Here is a 15,899-nt window from a genome sequence, read left to right as displayed (position 1 = left end):
CTCGTGTCGAGCGCACCTGCCCCTATGCCTGTGCGCTGTTGTGGTTCCCCTTGGTCCTGGCCCTGGGCAGGGCCAGCTTGATCTCCTCCCGCAGTTCCTGGATCCTCGGGTAGCCGGCGTACTCGGCGGTGAGCCGGTACATCTGGCGCAGCCGGTCCCAGGTGCGGTGGGAGGAGTTGGATCCCATCGACATCAGGGCCAGCCGGGCGTACCGGTCCGCCTGCTCGGGGTCGTCCGCGATGAAGCAGGCGGAGGCCATGGACAGGAAGTCGAAGATCTTGGACCGCTGCCGGCCGTCGACCCTGAGGGCCAGTGCCTTCTCCGCGTAGTGCTGGGCGTGCACGGCCGCAGCCGGGTCGTGCTCGGCCAGTGTGCGGTAGGCGAGGGCCTGCATGCCGTACAGGTCCTCTTCCTTGAACATCTGCATCCAGCTCGGCGGCGGCACGTCGCCCCGGTCGGAGACGAAGAGGTCCTCCGCCTGGCCGAGGGTGCGGCGCATCGCCTGGCCCTTGCCCATCGACGCCTGCGCCCAGGCCTCGATGGTGTAGAGCATCGCCCGGGTGCGCGGCAGCACCTCGCCGCCCGAGCCGGACTTGGCGAGCTTCATCAGGTCGAGTGCGTCGTCGGGCCGGCCGAGGTGCACCATCTGGCGAGCCGCTCTGGAGAGCGCCTCCCCGGCACGCGGCCGGTCGCCGCCCTCACGGGCCGCATGGGCGGCGATGACGAAGTACTTCTGGGCCGTGGGCTCCAGGCCGACGTCGTGCGACATCCAGCCCGCGAGGACGGCGAGGTTGGCGGCGACGCCCCACAGGCGCCGCTGGAGGTGCTCGGGGTGGCGGTAGGCGAGCATGCCGCCCACCTCGTTGAGCTGTCCCACCACGGCCTTGCGCTGGAGGCCGCCGCCGCGGGCCGCGTCCCAGGCGCGGAACACCTCCACGGAGCGCTCCAGTTCCTCCATCTCCTCGGACCCGATGGGGGCGGCCTCGTAGCGGTCGAACCCGGCGGGGTCGGCGTGCAGAGGATCGTCGAGGACGGGGGCGTCGGCCCTGAGTGTGGGGTCGGTGTGCAGCCACTCGTGCATGGCGCTGCTGAGTACGGATCCCGCGGTGAGCGCGGCACCCGCGCCCACCAAGCCGCGTCGGTTGAGCATGAGGTCCATTCCCGTGAATTCGGTGAGGACCGCGGCGGTTCGTTCGGGCGCCCACGGCATGCCGTCGGGATGTTCCACGTTCCCGTCGTCCGGCCGTTTTCCCGTACGCCCGTGCCGTACCAGACCGAGGTCCTCGATGGTCACGACACGGCCGAGACGCTCGGTGAACAGAGCCGCCAGCACCCGCGGCACCGGATCGCGCGGGATCTCTCCCGTGTCGATCCACCGCCGCACCCGGGAGGTGTCGGTCGCCAGCTGGGGGTGGCCCATGGCCGCCGCCTGCCGGTTGACCAGCCTCGCGAGTTCGCCCTTGGACCAGCCGGCCAGGCCGAACAGGTCCGAGAGGCGGGTGTTGGGTTCTCCGGTCACGTCAAGCCCCCAGGTTCTCGGCTGAGTTGACAGTAGCCCGGTGCCGGTTGCCGGGCGACTATTCGCCACGGTTCGCCAGGGTGCGCCAGATGGTGTGCCACTGGGCAACGGGTGTCAGGTAGGAACGCGCCACCCCGACCCGGTCGCCACTCGACGGGCACACTCCCCAGGGTGTGTCCGGGCGGCCGGGACGGGCTGGGCGCGAGAACCCCTCACAGGACTTCTCAGGCAGGCACCGCAGGCACACGAAGGGATCTGTATCTCCCATGTACGCAGCATCGTCCTCCGTGTCCGCTCCGCCCAGGTCGCTGCGCCCCCGCCCGGCGGGCGGCGGACCTTACCTCGACCCCGCGCGTCCGGGGGCCGCCGTACCGGGCGTGGGCCGGCAGCGCCGCCCCGCGGGTCTCGGCACCCAGCCGCTCAGCGGCAGACTCGACCTGTCCGGCCCCCAGGGTGCGCAGCTGCGCACCGCGATCGCGTCGGTGCACCGGATCTGCCCGGAGTTCGCTCCGGTGCAGGTGCTGCGCCGCACCGGGCGGTCGGTGATCCTCGTCGGGACGACGGGGCGCAGCACGGCCGTGGCGAAGTGTCTGCTGGACCACTCCCCCGCCTGGGCGGAGCGGACCCGCCACGAAATAGCCGCATACCGCTCGTTCGTCCGGCACCGGCCGCCGATCCGGGTGCCGAGACTGATCGCGGCGGACCCGGACAACTGCACGCTGGTGATCGAGCGGATGCCCGGCCGGGTGGCGGCGGTCCAGCGCCACCCGGCGGAGGCACCGCCCCGCGCGGACATCCGGGCCGCGCTGGGTGCGATCTGCCGGTTGAACGCGTGGCGGCCCCCCGCCGGCACGTTCGACGCCCCGGTGGACTACCCGGCCCGGATCGCCCGGTACCACGAGCTGGGTCTGCTCACCGACCGGGACATGGGTGACCTGCAGAAGCTGCTGCACGGCATCGCGGTCGCGGCGGGCCGCCAGGGGATGGGCCAGTTCTGCCACGGCGACGCCCTGCTCTCGAACATCCTGCTGTCCCCGGCCGGTCCAGTGCTGGTGGACTGGGAGCACGCGGGCTGGTATCTGCCGGGGTACGACCTGGCCACGCTCTGGTCGGTCCTCGGCGACGCCCCGGTGGCACGCCGGCAGATCAGCCAGATCGCCCAGTCGGCGGGGCCCGCGTCCAGGGACGCATTCCTGGTGAACCTGATGCTGGTCCTCACCCGGGAGATCCGGACCTACGAGACCGCCGTGCAGCGTTCGATGCACGACGCGACCCCGGCGGCACCGGGTACGGCCCACCCGGGCGCCGCGCCGACCGGCGAGGAACAGCGGCTGTTGCTCCGGCGGCTGCACGACGACTGCCAGATGGCCCGCCGGGCCGTACGCGCGGCGGTCGGCACTCGCTGACGGGGACGAGGATCCGCGGTGCGCTCAGGGCAGCTGCGCGCCGCGGATCCTCGCATGTCCGGGGTCTCCGCGAGGGCGTCACGCCCGACCACTGGTGTACGCCAATGACGCCCCGCAGGCCTGCGGGCCGCCACCGCGAAACTCCCACGATCATCGCATGACATGGGAATTAGGGCCTCTCTGGGCATGATTGACGGATCGTCGGCAAGCCGGTACCACTGAGCCACGCTCAGCCCCGCACGCCCCGTCGCGCCCCATCGCCCCAGGAGGCCGCATTGCGAGGATCCGTCACCGAGCCCGCACCCCCGCACAGCGGCAGACGTACGCGCAGGACGGCCGGAGCCGTCGCCGCCGCGGCCCTGCTGCTGCCGCTGCTGGGCGCGGCACCCCCACCGGACAGCAACGAGTCGTCCGCCGGACTGCTCCAGCAGGCGTTCGCGTCCGCCGCCGCCGAGTACCACGTGCCGCAGAGCGTGCTGCTCGCCGTCTCCTACCTCCAGTCCCGCTGGGACACGCACGGCGGCGCGCCCAGCGTGACCGGCGGCTACGGCCCGATGCACCTCACCGACGCGCACACCGCGCTGGCGACGGCCACCGAGCACTTCGCCGACGGCACCGAGGACGCCCGCGGGGACAGTGCCCGCCCCGCCCTCCACCCCAGCGTGCAGGTCCCGCGGAACTCCGCGCTCCCGGCACGCCTCAAGACCCTGACGAAGGCAGCCGGGCTGACCGGGATCCCGGCCGAGCGGCTGCGCACCGACGCGGCGGCGAACGTGGCCGGCGGTGCCGCGCTGCTCGCGGCCGCCCAGCAGGATCTGCACCAGCCGCTCAGCGCCGATCCGGCGGACTGGTACGGCGCGATCGCCCGCTTCTCCGGCGCCGACGACACGGCGACCGCGGCGGCGTACGCCAACGACGTGTTCGACGTCCTCCACACGGGCGAGGAGCGCACCACCGACGCCGGACAGGTCGTCGCCCTCGCCGCCCAGCCGCAGCTGCGGGCCGACACCGCGCAGCTGGAGCTGACCGGGCTGCGCACGAAGGCCGCGGACGACGGGGCGGAGTGCCCGACAACGGTGTCGTGCGAGTGGATCCCCGCGCCCTACGCGCAGTTCGGGGACAACGACTACGGCAACCACGACCTCGCCGACCGGCCGGCCTCGCAGAGCATCAAGTACATCGTCGTCCACGACACCGAGGGCTCCTGGGACACCACGATCAACCTGGTCCAGGACCCGACCTATGTGTCCTGGAACTACACCATCCGCTCCACCGACGGTCTGATCGCCCAGCACGTCAAGGCGAAGGACGTGGCCTGGCACGCGGGCAACTGGTACATCAACGCGAAGTCGATCGGCATCGAGCACGAGGGCTTCCTCGCCTCGCCGGACGCCTGGTACACGGAGGCGATGTACCGCTCCTCGGCGCGGCTGGTGAAGTACCTCGCCGAGCAGTACGGCATCCCGCTGGACCGGCAGCACATCCTCGGCCACGACACGGTGCCGGGCCCGACCACGTCCACGATCCCCGGGATGCACACCGATCCCGGCCCCTACTGGGACTGGCGGCACTACTTCGAACTGCTGGACCACCCGTTCAAGCACAAGGCGGGCAAGAAGCACCGGGTGGTCACGGGCGGTGTGGTCACGGTCCTGCCGGACTACGCCTCGAACCAGCCGAGCTACACCGGCTGCGTCACCAAGGGCCAGCCCTGCGCCGCGCACGGGTCCAGCGAGGTACGGCTGTACTCCGACCACGACGAGAGCTCGGCCCTGATCAAGGACATCGGCATGGGCACGACGCCGACGACCGACGTGAACGACCTCTCCTCACGGGCCTCCACCGGTCAGCAGTACACGGTGGCGGACACCTGGGGGGACTGGACGGCGATCTGGTACCTCGGGCAGAAGGCCTGGTTCAGGAACCCGGCGAGCGCCCCGACGGCGGTCGCCGCGACCGGGGTGGTGATCACACCGAAGGCGGGCCGGACCGGCATCCCGGTGTACGGCCGCGCCTATCCGGAGGCGTCCGCGTACCCCTCCGGGGTACCGGCCCAGTCGGTCTCCGCGCTGCCGTACACGATCCCGGCGGGCCAGAGGTACGTGGCCGGTGACGAGGTGCCCGGCGAGTACTACTACGCCGTCACCTTCAGCACCGACTCGCACAAGGTCGTGGTCGGCAAGGACCTGTACTACGAGATCCAGTACGGCCACCGGGTCGAGTTCGTCCGCGCGGCCGACGTCGACGTGGTGCCGGCCGCGAAGAGCGGGCGGCACCACGGCCACGGCAGGTAGCCGAAGGAGGGCGGCGGCCCTCAGCCCTGCTGGAAAAGCTCCGCCGGGAGCGGCTTCAGCAGGGCGTACAGGTCGTCGGTGATCGGGCGGTCCCAGGCCGCGATGGTCACCAGGACGCCGTCGCTGCGGTCGAACTGGACGCAGGAGATCCGGCTCTCGGAGAGCTTGAGGCGCCGCACGATCAGCAGGTTGTCGCCCTGCAGCACCGGCATGTCCTCGGTGCCGACGACGGTGACGTCCTCGTCGTTCTCCAGCGCGAGGAGGAGCTGGCCGACCTCGAAGGGGATCTCGCCCTCCTCCACCTCGCGGGCCGGGGAGCCCTCGGGGAGGTTGCCGATGATCATCGCGGGGCCGCGGCCGCCGAAGAGGTCGTAGCGCAGGAAGACGCCCTGGCAGGTGCCGTCGGGCGCGGGCAGCAGCCCGGCACCGAGGTTGCCGGGCCAGTCACCCGGGTCCATGGCCAGAACGTCGAATTCGGGGCCGGCGGGAGTGGCGCTGCGGCGACGGAGGAACGACATGCGCTCCATGGTACGGGGCCGGGGTTGTGGGGCGGGGATCAGTTCCGCGTGCGGGTCGGCAGGCGACCGGGCAGGCCGTCGTCGACGGGCGTCACAAGGTCGCCGCTTCCGTCGCTGCCAACTCGGTGCGCGCTGCTTCCGTCAGGCCGTCCGCCCCGCACTGCTCGGCGGTGTCCAGACCCCTGCGCAGCAGTGCGGCGTCGCGGAGTTCGGTGCCGAGGGTCACCAGTGCGCAGGCCAGCTCGTAGGCGGCCGGGGAGCGCTCCAGGTGGGCCACCGACTCGCGCAGGTACGCCAGGCGTGCCTCGCCCGACGAGACCTCCGCCGCGGTGCGCAGGGCCTGGCCGATCGCGGACGGGGCGCCGAAGCGGCGGGCGTGGGTCAGGGCGGCCAGGGCGGTGGTGAGGGCGCGTTCCGGGGCCTCGTGGGCTTCGGCGCGGGCCAGGTGGAGCTGCCAGGGGCACCAGGAGGGGTTGCGGATGCCCCGCGGTTCGAGGCGGCGGCCCGCCGCGGCGAGCTCGGCCGCCGCGTCCTTCGGGAGGCCGCGGGCGAGCAGCAGTTCGCCGTAGACCGTCTGGGCGTCGGGGAAGACCACGGCCGCCGGGAAGGGCTCCCGGAAGGCGTGGTCCTCGGCGAGGCGGGCGGCCTCGTCGGTGCGGCCGCGGGCCAGCAGGGTCTGGACGAGGATGCCGACGGCGTACCAGTGGGCCGGGGTGCCGGGTCCGACGCGTTCGGCGAGGCGCAGGCCGGAGCGGGCGTGCTCCTCGGCCTCGGCGAGGCGGCCGCGTCGGTAGCGGACGTAGCCGAGGAGGGTGTAGGCGAAGGAGAGGTGGGCGCCGCGCCAGCCCTGTTGTTCGAAGTCGGCGATCCCGGCGGCGAAGAGTTCCTCCGTGCGGTCGGGCCGGTCGGCGTACATGAAGGCGAGGGCGACGAGGACGGGCACCTCGAAGCCCCGGTCGGCCTCGGCCCAGCCGAGGCCGCCGGCCAGGGCGCGTTCGGCGTGGTGCAGGGCGACGCCGGCGGGCTCGCCGCGCTGGATGGCGTCCCAGGTGCGCAGCCCGATGACGTAACGCTCGGTGAGGTCGCGGCCGCGGAGGCGGTCGGCGAGCCGGGTCAGGCGGCGGGAGCGGGAGGGGTGGTCGGGTTCGTCGGCGCGGAAGGCGTCCCACATGAACTGTTCGGAGAGCATCCGGAGCCGTACGCGGGCGTCGTCGGTCACGTGGATCTCGCGGGCGAGGGTCTCGGAGGCCTCGGCGAGGCGGTCGCTGTGGGCGAGGACCTGGGAGAGGCGGTAGACGATGTGGTGGCGCAGGGCGGGCTCGGCGATGGGTTCCTGGAGGGCCGCGCGGAGGTGGTTGACGGTGGTGGCGGGCTCGGTGAGGAGGGAGGCGCTGCCCAGTTCGTGGAGGACGGCGGCGCGCTCGTCGGCGGGCGGGGGTTCGCGCAGGGCGCGGGCGAGGTAGGCGCGGGCCGTGTCGGGGGCGCCGGCCCGGAGGGTCTCGCCGGCGGCGGCGCGCAGTTGCCGGACGACCCAGGTGTCGCCTTCGGGGTGGGTCTCCAGGAGGTGGCGGGCGGCCGCGGTGGCGCCCTGGCCGTCGTCGGTGACGCACCAGGCGGCCTGGCCGTGCAGGGCGACCCGGGTGGCGGGCGGGATGGCCCGGTACACGGCGGTGGCGATCAGCGGGTGGACGAACTCCAGGGTCTCGGCGCCGGTGAGGACGCGGGCGCCGCGCAGGGCGTCGGCGGCGTCGGCGGCCTCCTCGTGGCCGAGTCCGGCGACGGCGGCGGCGAGCGCGGGATGGATCTCGGTGCCGAGGACGGCGCAGGCCCAGGCGAACCGGACGGCGGAGGGGCCCAGGCGTTCGAGGCGGGCGATGAGACCGCTGCCCTTGACGGCGGCGGCGAGGTCGCGCAGCAGGGGCGCGCCGGCCTCGGTGGGGTCCAGGCCCCGGTCGGAGACCTTGGCGGTCAGTTCGACGGTCTCGAAGGGGTTGCCGGCGGTGACGGCCCAGCACTCGTGGCAGAAGGCGTCGTCGGCGTGGTCGCCGAGGCTCTCGCGGACCAGGCCGGCGACGGCGTCGGCGCTGAGCGGTTCGAGGCCGTGCGGGCGGCCGCCGGCCCGTCCGGGCAGGCCGCGGAACGCGTCGGCGTGCTCGGGGAGCTCGTCGGGCCGGTACGCGACGACGACGAGCAGCGGGAGTTGCTCGGCGCGCGGAGCGAACGCGGCGAGCCAGCCGAGGGATTCGGGGTCGGCCCAGTGGGCGTCGTCCAGGACGAGGACCATCGGGGCCTGGCGCACGGCGAGGTGGGTGAGGACCCAGTCGAGGCCGTCGCGCAGGCCCTGCTGGTCGGGCGGGGCGCCCTCGGTGGGGGCGCACAGGCCGAGGGCGGGGCCGACGATGTCGTACCAACTGCCCAGTGAGGCGCGGAGTTCGGCCTCCGGAGCGCCGGCGAGGCGGGGTTGCAGGAGCTGGCGGGCGACGTGGAAGGCTACGCGCTGTTCCTGGTCGCCGCCGCGCGCGGAGAGCACGGTGCAGCCCCGGGCTGCGGCGCGGCGGCGGACCTCGGCGAGCAGGGTGGTCTTGCCGATGCCGGCCCGGCCGGCGAAGGCGAGCAGTGCGCCGAGCGGACGCTCGCCCGGTGCCGCGCCGTCCGCGCGCAGGCCGGTGAGCTCGGCCAACGCCTCGTCGACGGCGGCGAGTTCGCTGTCGCGTTCGTAGAGCGTCCGTCGGTTCCGCAGGACCCGCTGTCCCATGACCACCCCCCCGCCACGGTGTTGCGCGAGCGCGGGGAGCGGGCGCGCACCGTGGCTTACAGGCAGCTCAGCGTACGCCCGACTGCGGTGATCCGCTCTCCACTGACGGTAACTGGGCGCAGGGACTTGACATCACTCCTGCGGCGCCGGCGGGACGACCGCGATCGGGGCGGCCGCGTGCAGCAGTACGGCGTGGGTGACCGAGCCCATCATGCGGGCCGGGGCGAGCAGTCGCCTGCGGTGGCGGCCCACGACGACCAGGGCGGCGTCCTTCGAGGCGGACACCAGCAGGCCGGCCGCGTCGCCGGGCAGCGCGAGGACGTCGGCGCGCAGGTCGGGGCGGTCCTTGAGGTGCGGGGCGAGGAAGCCCTCGGCGAGGGTGCGGGTCTCCTGCTCGACCTCGTCCCGGTCGACGGCCGGCGGGACGAGTTCCCCGGCCGCGAACCAGCTCTGCGCCGGCCACGGATAGGCGGCGACGACCTGGAGCCGGGCGCCGCGCCGGGCGGCCTCCTCGAAGGCGAAGGCGAGGGTGGCGTCGTCGGGGCTGTCCACGTCCAGGCCGACGACGACCCGGGGACCGGGCCCGGCGGGCAGCTCCTCGTGCACCTGTCGTCCGGGCCGGGGCACGACGACCACCGGGCACGCGGCGTCACGGGCGGCGGCCATGCCGTTGGAGCCGAGCAGCAGGCTGGCGAAGCCGCCGCGGCCCCGCGAGCCGAGCACCAGCAGCTGTGCGTCGGCGCCCAGTTCGGGCAGCAGGGCGCTCGGAGCGCCTTCCATGGCGACGTACTCGACGTTCGGCCCGACGGCGCCGGTGGACAGCCGGTCCCGGACCTCGTCGAGCACGGGGTCGCCGCCCTCGTCCGGTTCGCCGGCGACCAGGACGTCGGGCTGCCCCCAGGCGGCGTACTGGCGGACATGGACCACCCGCAGCGGTGCCTCCCGCTGCCGGGCCGCCTGTACGGCCCAGTCCAGGGCGCGCAGGCTGTCGTCCGACCCGTCCGCCGCGGCGATGACCGGCGCAGCGCTCATCGTTCCTCACCTCCGGAATACGACCTTCCCCGTCCGGGGCCAGCCTGTCTCAGGCGGCGGCCCCGGAAGGGCGCTGCTGGTCACGTGTCCGGAAATCCTTGCGGAACACCCCCTGGTTCACCTCTCTGCCGCAGTGGCGGCACGGGGGCAGGCACTCAGGTGAGGTCGAACTCGCCCTCACGGGCCCCCGACACGAAGGCACCCCATTCGGCGGGGGTGAAGATCAGGGAGGGGCTCTCCGGGCTGCCGCTGTTGCGCATCGCGATGAATCCCTCGACAAAGGCGATCTGGACATCCCCCAGGCCCCGGCTGCTGGACTGCCAGTCGGCCCCGCTGAGATCCAGCTCCGGCTTGTCCCAGCCCACTGCCCGCTGCTGCTGGATGGTGCTCTCGGCCACGTCCGTGCTCCTCCCGAATTCGTCGTCCGCGGCCAGCCTAGCTTTCGGTTCCGGCACTCGACAGGCCACGTGAACGGGTCCTTTCAGTTGTCGGGGGCGGCGGCGCCGACGAGCCACATGGAGAAGAACTGGGAGCCGCCGCCGTAGGCGTGCCCGAGCACCTTCCGGGCGCCGTCGACCTGGTGTTCTCCGGCCTGGCCGCGCACCTGGAGGGCGGCCTCGGCGAACCGGATCATCCCGGAGGCGCCGATCGGATTGGTGGACAGGACACCGCCCGACATGTTGACGGGCAGGTCGCCGTCGAGTTCGGTGACTCCCGATTCGGTGAGTTTCCAGCCCTCGCCCTCCTCGGCGAAGCCGAGGTTCTCCAGCCACATGGGCTCGTACCAGGAGAACGGCACGTACATCTCGACGGCGTCGATGTCCCGGCGCGGGTCGGCGATCCCCGCCTGCCGGTAGACGTCGGCCGCGCAGTCCTTCCCGGCCTGCGGCGACACCGCGTCCTTGCCGGCGAAGAGGGTGGGTTCGCTGCGCATGGCGCCGCCGAGCATCCAGGCCGGCGGCCTGGCGGAACGGGCGGCTCCGGCGCGGTCGGTGAGGACCATGGCGCAGGCGCCGTCGGAGGAGGGGCAGGTCTCCGAGTAGCGGATGGGGTCCCACAGCATGGGGGACGCCTGGACCTTCTCCAGGGTGATGTCGTGCTCGTGGAGGTGGGCGTAGGGGTTCCTGAGCGCGTTGCGCCGGTCCTTGTAGGCGACCAGCGAGCCGACGGTGTCCGGGGCGCCGCTGCGCCGCATGTAGGCCCGCACGTGGGGGGCGAAGAAGCCGCCCGCGCCGGCCAGCAGCGGCTGCTGGAACGGGATCGGCAGGGACAGCCCCCACATGGCGTTGGACTCGGACTGCTTTTCGAAGGCGAGGGTCAGCACAGTGGAGTGGACCCGGGCGGCGACGAGGTTGGCCGCGACGAGCGCGGTGGAGCCGCCCACCGAGCCCGCCGTGTGCACCCGCAGCATGGGTTTGCCGACCGCCCCCAGCGCGTCCGCCAGGTAGAGCTCCGGCATCATCACGCCCTCGAAGAAGTCGGGCGCCTTGCCGATGACGACGGCGTCGATGTCGGCCCAGTCCAGCCCGGCGTCGTCGAGGGCGCGGCGCGCGGCCTCGCGGACGAGCCCGGCGATCGACACGTCCCGCCGGGCCGCCACGTGCTTGGTCTGGCCGATCCCTACGACGGCCACGGGCTCCTTGCTCATCGCGGATCCCCTTCGAGTACGGCGACCAGGTTCTGCTGCAGGCAGGGCCCGGAGGTGGCGTGGGCGAGGGCACGGTCGGACTCGCCGCGGTGGATGCGGGCGGCGGCCTCGCCGATGCGGATGAGTCCGGCGGCCATGATCGGGTTGGCGGCGAGGGCCCCGCCGGACGGGTTGACCCGCACGTCGTCGCCGAGCCGCAGCGCCTTGCGCAGGACGACCTCCTGCGAGCTGAACGGCGCGTGCAGCTCGGCGGTGTCCACGGGCCGTTCGAAGGCGCCCGCCTTCTCGGCGGCGAGCCGGGCGGACGGCGAGTCGGTCAGGTCGCGGACGCCGAGGCTGTGCGCCTCGATGCGGTGGTCGATGCCCCGGATCCAGGCGGGCCGCTCGCACAGCTCCCGGGCCCGCTCCCCCGCCGCGAGGATCACGGCGGCGGCGCCGTCGCCGATCGGCGGGCAGTCGCCGGTGCGCAGGGGCCGTACGACGTACTCCCCCTGCGGCACGGAACCGCTGAGCTGGGCGTGGGAGTTGGCTGTCGCGTCCGCCCTGCTGCGGGCGCCGACGGCGGCCAGCGCGGGCTCGTCGGTCTCCCCCGCGTCGATGAGGGCACGGGCCTGGAGGGCGGCGAGGGCGACCGAGTCGGGCCAGAGGGGGGCCAGGTAGTAGGGGTCGAGCTGGCGGGTCAGCACGTCGCGCACCGAGCCGGGCGAGGACTTGCCGTAGGAGTAGACGAGCGCGGTGTCCGCGTCCCCGGTGAGCAGCTTGGTCCAGGCCTCGTACAGGGCCCAGGCGCCGTCCGTCTCGACGTGCGACTCGGAGATGGGCGGCCAGGCGCCGACGCCGTCGAGGGCGAGGGTGAAGGAGAAGGCGCGGCCGGCCAGGTAGTCGCTGGAGCCGGAGCAGGTGAAGCCGATGTCGGCGGTCTTCAGGCCGGTCTGTCCGAGCACGTCGTGCAGGACCGGCATGAGCATCTCGACCTCGGAGAGGTCCTCGCTGGTGCGGCGGTGGTCGGTCTGCGCGAAGGCGACCAGTGCTATGTCACGCATCACAGCAGCTCCTTGTACGTCTCGTAGTCCGCGTCGGGCTCGCCGGTGGGCCGGTAGTGGTCGGGGAAGCGGGCTCCCTCGGTCCACACGGGCTCGACCCTGAGCCCCATCCGCACCTGGTCGTAGGGGATCCCGCCGATCCGGCCGTGCAGGGCGAGGCCGGCGCCGTCGAGGGCGATGTGGGCGTAGACGTAGGGCACCTCGATGTCGAGGTTCTTCGCCTTGATGTTGACGATGCAGAAGGTGGTGACCGTGCCGCCGGGCCCCACCTCGACCTGTTCCGATGTGGCCACCCCGCATGTGGGACAGGCACCCCTGGGCGGGACGTACACCTTCCGGCAGGAGGGACAGCGCTCGCCGAACGTCCGCCGGGACGACAGGGCGTTGATGTACGCGGTCTGGGCGCGGCCCGGCGAGTAGGTGTAGTCGAGGCGGGCGTGCGCGACGATGCCGTGCACGGCGTCCTCGAACTCGCCGTCGTGCCCGCCGGGTTCGACCGCCTCTCCGTCGTACGGCTCGAAGCAGGCGATGTCGGTGACGGCCCCGGAGCGCTCCTCGGCCCAGCGGACACGGACCCGCATGCCGGTGTGCACGGCCTCCGGTCCGGGCGCGTCGAGGGCGTGCAGCAGGGCGGTGTCGGCTCCGTCGAGCCGGACCAGCACCCAGGCGAAGGGGGTGCCGAGGGGCTGGCCGCGACGGGGTTCGTGGTTCCAGGCCCAGGTGGTGACGGTGCCGGTGGGCGCGACCTCGACGAGATCGCGGATCTCCTCGGCGGTCACGGGGTCGTACTCGACGGGTGGCACGAGGGTGCGACCGTCCCCGGTCTTCACCCCGAGGACGACACGCTCGCGCAGGCCGGTGAGAAAGGCGCTCTGCACAGGCCCGAGGGACCGGGTGAACGGGAACTCGACGACGAGGGGAGCTTTGAGGACTTCGGGCATCGGCGCTGCCTCCTTGAGAAGGTCGATGTGCAGCGCCCCTGCAGGGGCGCGGGGTACTGCGCGACAAGCTCCCACCGGCCCGCGGCTTCCGAACCGGCCCGGGCCTGCGCAGCGCTACGCACGCTTGTAGACAGGCGCCCGCTTCTCCGCGAACGCACGAGCCCCTTCCTTGGCGTCGGAAGTGTCGAAGATCGGCCACCCCCGCTTCAGTTCCGCGGCCAGCCCGTCCGCCTCCGTCATCTCCGCGGTCTCGTACACCGACGCCTTGACCGCCTCGACCGCCAACGGCCCGCACGCGTTGATCTGCCCGGCGATCTCCAGCGCCTTGTCCAGCGCCGAGCCGTCCGGCACGACATGCCCGACGAGCCCGATGTCCGCCGCCTCCCGGGCGCTGTACGGCCGCCCGGTGAGCAGCATCTCCAGCGCGTGGGTGCGCGGAATCTGCCGCTGCAGCCGTACCGTCGAACCGCCGATCGGGAAGAGCCCCCGCCGGACCTCGAAGAGCCCGAACGTCGCGGACTCGCCCGCCACCCGGATGTCGGTCCCCTGGAGGATCTCGGTGCCGCCCGCGACGCAGTACCCCTCGACCGCGGCGATCACCGGTTTGCGTGGGCGGTGGTGGCGGAGCATCGCCTTCCAGTGCAGGTCGGGGTCGGCCTTCAGCCGGTCGCGCAGGTGCTCGCCCGCCATCCCCTGCCCGGCCAGCGCCTTGAGGTCCATCCCGGCGCAGAAGGCGCCCCCGGCCCCGGTGAGCACGACCGAGCGGACGCCGTCGTCCGCGTCGGCCTCGATCCAGCCGTCGTACAGACCGACGAGCATGGAGATCGAGAGCGCGTTCTTCGCCTCGGGCCTGTTGAGCGTGAGCACCAGTGTGGCGCCCTCGCGCCGCACGGTGAGGTGTTCCGTCCCACCCATGGACCGTCTCCCCTCTGAAAGAACGAGAACAGGTTGCAGTAGGCCGGGAGGCACTTCAAGGGTTTTCTGACAGTCAGTCAGATTTCTTCGCGCGAACCCTTCACACTTGCCGCGCCCTTTGCTCTGATGACCGGCGAACGGACAGGTGCGCCTTTCTTCGTCACGGTTGCCGGGGTCAGGAGGAGCGGTGGAGTACAACCTTGCCGATCTGTTCGAGTCGGTCGTCGACGTGGCCTCGGACCGCGAGGCGCTCGTGTACGTCGACCACCCCGGCACGGGCGCGGAACGCCGGCTGACCTACGCCGAGCTGGACGCCGCCGCGAACCGCATCGGCCATCACCTGATCGACAGCGGGATCCGCCCCGGCGAGCATCTCGGCCTGCACCTGTACAACGGGATCGAGTACCTCCAGACCGTGTTCGGGTGCATGAAGGCGCGGGTCGTGCCGGTCAACGTCAACTACCGTTACGTCGAAGACGAGTTGGTGTACCTCTACCGGGACGCCGACCTGGTCGCGCTGGTCTTCGACGCGGAGTTCGACGACCGGGTGGCGGCGGCGCTGCCCAGGACGCCGAAGCTGCGGCACCTGGTGCGCGTGGGCGAGCCGACGTCGGAGCTCAAGGCGCTGCCCTTCACCGAGGCCGAGGCCGCCGGATCGCCCGGGCGGGGGTTCCCGGCGCGCTCGGGCGACGACCAGTTCATCATCTACACCGGTGGCACCACGGGCATGCCCAAGGGAGTGATGTGGCGTCAGGAGGACCTGTTCTTCGCCGGGTTGGGCGGCGGAGCGCCGACCGGTGAGCCGGTGAAGCGGCCGGAGGAGCTGGCCGAGCGGGTGGCGGCCGGCGGGACCGGGATCACCTTCTTCCCCACTCCCCCGCTGATGCACGGCACGTCGACCCTCACCTCCCTCATCGGCTTCAACTTCGGGCAACGGGTGGTGATCCACCGCAAGTTCGTGCCCGAGGAGGTGCTGCGGACCGTCGAGAAGGAGAAGGTCACCAGCATGTCGCTGGTCGGCGACGCGATGCTGCGCCCGCTGGTCGACGCCCTCAACGGGCCGCTGAAGGGCACCGACTGCTCCGCCCTGTTCAGCGTCTCCTCCTCCGGCGCGATCCTCTCCGAGACCGTGCGCAGGCAGTTCAGCGAACTCGTTCCGAACGCCATGCTGCTGAACAACTTCGGGTCCTCCGAGTCCGGTTTCAACGGCACCGCGACCGACGACTCCGGGGCCGGCAGCGGCTTCCGCGTCCGCGTCAACTTCCGTACGCAGGTGGTCGATCCGGCGACCCACGAGCCGGTGGCGGTGGGCGAGATCGGCCGGGTCGCGCAGAGCGGGAACGTCCCGCTCGGCTACTACAACGACCCGGTGAAAACCGCCGAGACGTTCTTCGAGAAGGACGGCCGCAGGTGGGTGCTCCTCGGCGACATGGCGACGGTCGACGAGGACGGTGTCGTCACCGTGCTCGGCCGGGGCTCGCAGTGCATCAACACGGGGGGCGAGAAGGTGTACCCGGAGGAGGTCGAACAGGCGCTGAAGTCGCACCCGGACGTGTACGACGCGCTCGTCGCCGGGGTGCCCGACGCCACCTGGGGCAACCACGTCGCGGCCGTGGTGCAGCTGCGCGCGGGCGCCGAGCCGCCCTCCCTCGCCGACATCCAGACCCACTGCCGCAGTCGGCTGGCCGGGTACAAGGTGCCCCGTCAGCTGGTGATCGCCGAGGCCGTCCAGCGGTCACCGAGCGGCAAGGCGGACTACCGGTGGGCGCGCGAGGTGGCGGTGGCCGCCGACCGGTAGCCCGTGCGGGTGTGCCACCGCCGTGGGACG

At 72.7% G+C, this 15,899-nt stretch carries 12 protein-coding genes; 3 read left to right on the top strand and 9 right to left on the bottom strand.

The features are described 5' to 3' along the window. Positions 1 to 22: 22 nt before the first annotated feature. Positions 23 to 1,519 (bottom strand): hypothetical protein, encoded by a 1,497-nt coding sequence (locus ACIQVL_RS36425; protein ID WP_403437475.1) that lies wholly within the window; start codon positions 1,517 to 1,519, stop codon positions 23 to 25. A 266-nt stretch (positions 1,520 to 1,785) separates the two neighbouring features. Here ACIQVL_RS36425 and ACIQVL_RS36420 point away from each other — a divergent pair, with 266 nt between their 5' ends. Both ACIQVL_RS36420 and ACIQVL_RS36415 read left to right on the top strand, forming a co-directional pair. Further along, on the top strand, positions 1,786 to 2,925 hold the full coding sequence (locus ACIQVL_RS36420; RefSeq protein WP_403477467.1) for an aminoglycoside phosphotransferase family protein: 1,140 nt from the start codon (positions 1,786 to 1,788) through the stop codon (positions 2,923 to 2,925). Between the two features lie 275 nt (positions 2,926 to 3,200). Continuing rightward, positions 3,201 to 5,219 carry an N-acetylmuramoyl-L-alanine amidase gene (locus ACIQVL_RS36415; protein WP_403477466.1) on the top strand — a complete coding sequence of 673 codons (2,019 nt, stop codon included), beginning with the start codon at positions 3,201 to 3,203 and terminating at the stop codon, positions 5,217 to 5,219. Between the two features lie 20 nt (positions 5,220 to 5,239). On the opposite strand, the gene ACIQVL_RS36410 is transcribed toward ACIQVL_RS36415, so the two are convergent. From ACIQVL_RS36410 to ACIQVL_RS36375, 8 genes are all read right to left on the bottom strand, one after another. Continuing rightward, the gene (locus tag ACIQVL_RS36410; RefSeq protein ID WP_093507815.1) at positions 5,240 to 5,737 is read right to left on the bottom strand and encodes a hypothetical protein; all 498 of its coding nucleotides are present in this window, start codon (positions 5,735 to 5,737) and stop codon (positions 5,240 to 5,242) included. Positions 5,738 to 5,828: 91 nt separating this feature from the next. After that, positions 5,829 to 8,492 (bottom strand): ATP-binding protein, encoded by a 2,664-nt coding sequence (locus ACIQVL_RS36405; protein WP_403437472.1) that lies wholly within the window; start codon positions 8,490 to 8,492, stop codon positions 5,829 to 5,831. A 132-nt stretch (positions 8,493 to 8,624) separates the two neighbouring features. Beyond that, positions 8,625 to 9,524, bottom strand: a complete 900-nt coding sequence (locus tag ACIQVL_RS36400; protein WP_403437470.1) for a universal stress protein — start codon at positions 9,522 to 9,524, stop codon at positions 8,625 to 8,627. A gap of 155 nt (positions 9,525 to 9,679) precedes the next feature. Next, positions 9,680 to 9,922, bottom strand: coding sequence for a DUF397 domain-containing protein (locus ACIQVL_RS36395; protein WP_403437469.1), 243 nt, complete (start codon positions 9,920 to 9,922; stop codon positions 9,680 to 9,682). Positions 9,923 to 10,005: 83 nt separating this feature from the next. Further along, on the bottom strand, positions 10,006 to 11,172 hold the full coding sequence (locus ACIQVL_RS36390) for a thiolase domain-containing protein (protein ID WP_403437467.1): 1,167 nt from the start codon (positions 11,170 to 11,172) through the stop codon (positions 10,006 to 10,008). After that, the gene (locus tag ACIQVL_RS36385; protein WP_403437465.1) at positions 11,169 to 12,215 is read right to left on the bottom strand and encodes a thiolase domain-containing protein; all 1,047 of its coding nucleotides are present in this window, start codon (positions 12,213 to 12,215) and stop codon (positions 11,169 to 11,171) included. The genes ACIQVL_RS36390 and ACIQVL_RS36385 overlap by 4 nt, the downstream gene beginning before the upstream one ends. Beyond that, entirely contained in the window at positions 12,215 to 13,156 is a 942-nt protein-coding gene (locus ACIQVL_RS36380; protein WP_403437464.1) for a Zn-ribbon domain-containing OB-fold protein, read from the bottom strand. Before ACIQVL_RS36380 ends, ACIQVL_RS36385 begins: the two co-directional genes overlap by 1 nt. Before the next feature lie 114 nt (positions 13,157 to 13,270). Beyond that, a complete protein-coding gene (locus tag ACIQVL_RS36375) occupies positions 13,271 to 14,071 on the bottom strand; it encodes a crotonase/enoyl-CoA hydratase family protein (protein ID WP_403437462.1) in 801 nt (266 codons plus the stop codon). 187 nt (positions 14,072 to 14,258) lie between these two features. Between ACIQVL_RS36375 and ACIQVL_RS36370 the strand changes: the two genes are divergently transcribed. Then, complete coding sequence (locus ACIQVL_RS36370) at positions 14,259 to 15,869, top strand: acyl-CoA synthetase (RefSeq protein ID WP_403477465.1); 1,611 nt, start codon at positions 14,259 to 14,261, stop codon at positions 15,867 to 15,869. Positions 15,870 to 15,899 lie beyond the last annotated feature (30 nt).

Source organism: Streptomyces sp. NPDC090499 (genome assembly GCF_044769305.1).
GTDB lineage: Bacteria > Actinomycetota > Actinomycetes > Streptomycetales > Streptomycetaceae > Streptomyces.
Note: the sequence above shows the minus strand (reverse complement) of the source record. Positions and strands in the feature narration are given on the sequence as shown.

Bases quoted from the DNA above. Each gene is read 5' to 3' on its own strand.
- ACIQVL_RS36380 (WP_403437464.1), bottom strand. From the start codon at position 13,156: ATGCCCGAAGTCCTCAAAGCTCCCCTCGTCGTCGAGTTCCCGTTCACC.
- ACIQVL_RS36410 (WP_093507815.1), bottom strand. From the start codon at position 5,737: ATGTCGTTCCTCCGTCGCCGCAGCGCCACTCCCGCCGGCCCCGAATTC.
- ACIQVL_RS36400 (WP_403437470.1), bottom strand. From the start codon at position 9,524: ATGAGCGCTGCGCCGGTCATCGCCGCGGCGGACGGGTCGGACGACAGC.
- ACIQVL_RS36420 (WP_403477467.1), top strand. From the start codon at position 1,786: ATGTACGCAGCATCGTCCTCCGTGTCCGCTCCGCCCAGGTCGCTGCGC.
- ACIQVL_RS36385 (WP_403437465.1), bottom strand. From the start codon at position 12,215: ATGCGTGACATAGCACTGGTCGCCTTCGCGCAGACCGACCACCGCCGC.
- ACIQVL_RS36390 (WP_403437467.1), bottom strand. From the start codon at position 11,172: ATGAGCAAGGAGCCCGTGGCCGTCGTAGGGATCGGCCAGACCAAGCAC.
- ACIQVL_RS36405 (WP_403437472.1), bottom strand. From the start codon at position 8,492: ATGGGACAGCGGGTCCTGCGGAACCGACGGACGCTCTACGAACGCGAC.
- ACIQVL_RS36375 (WP_403437462.1), bottom strand. From the start codon at position 14,071: ATGGGTGGGACGGAACACCTCACCGTGCGGCGCGAGGGCGCCACACTG.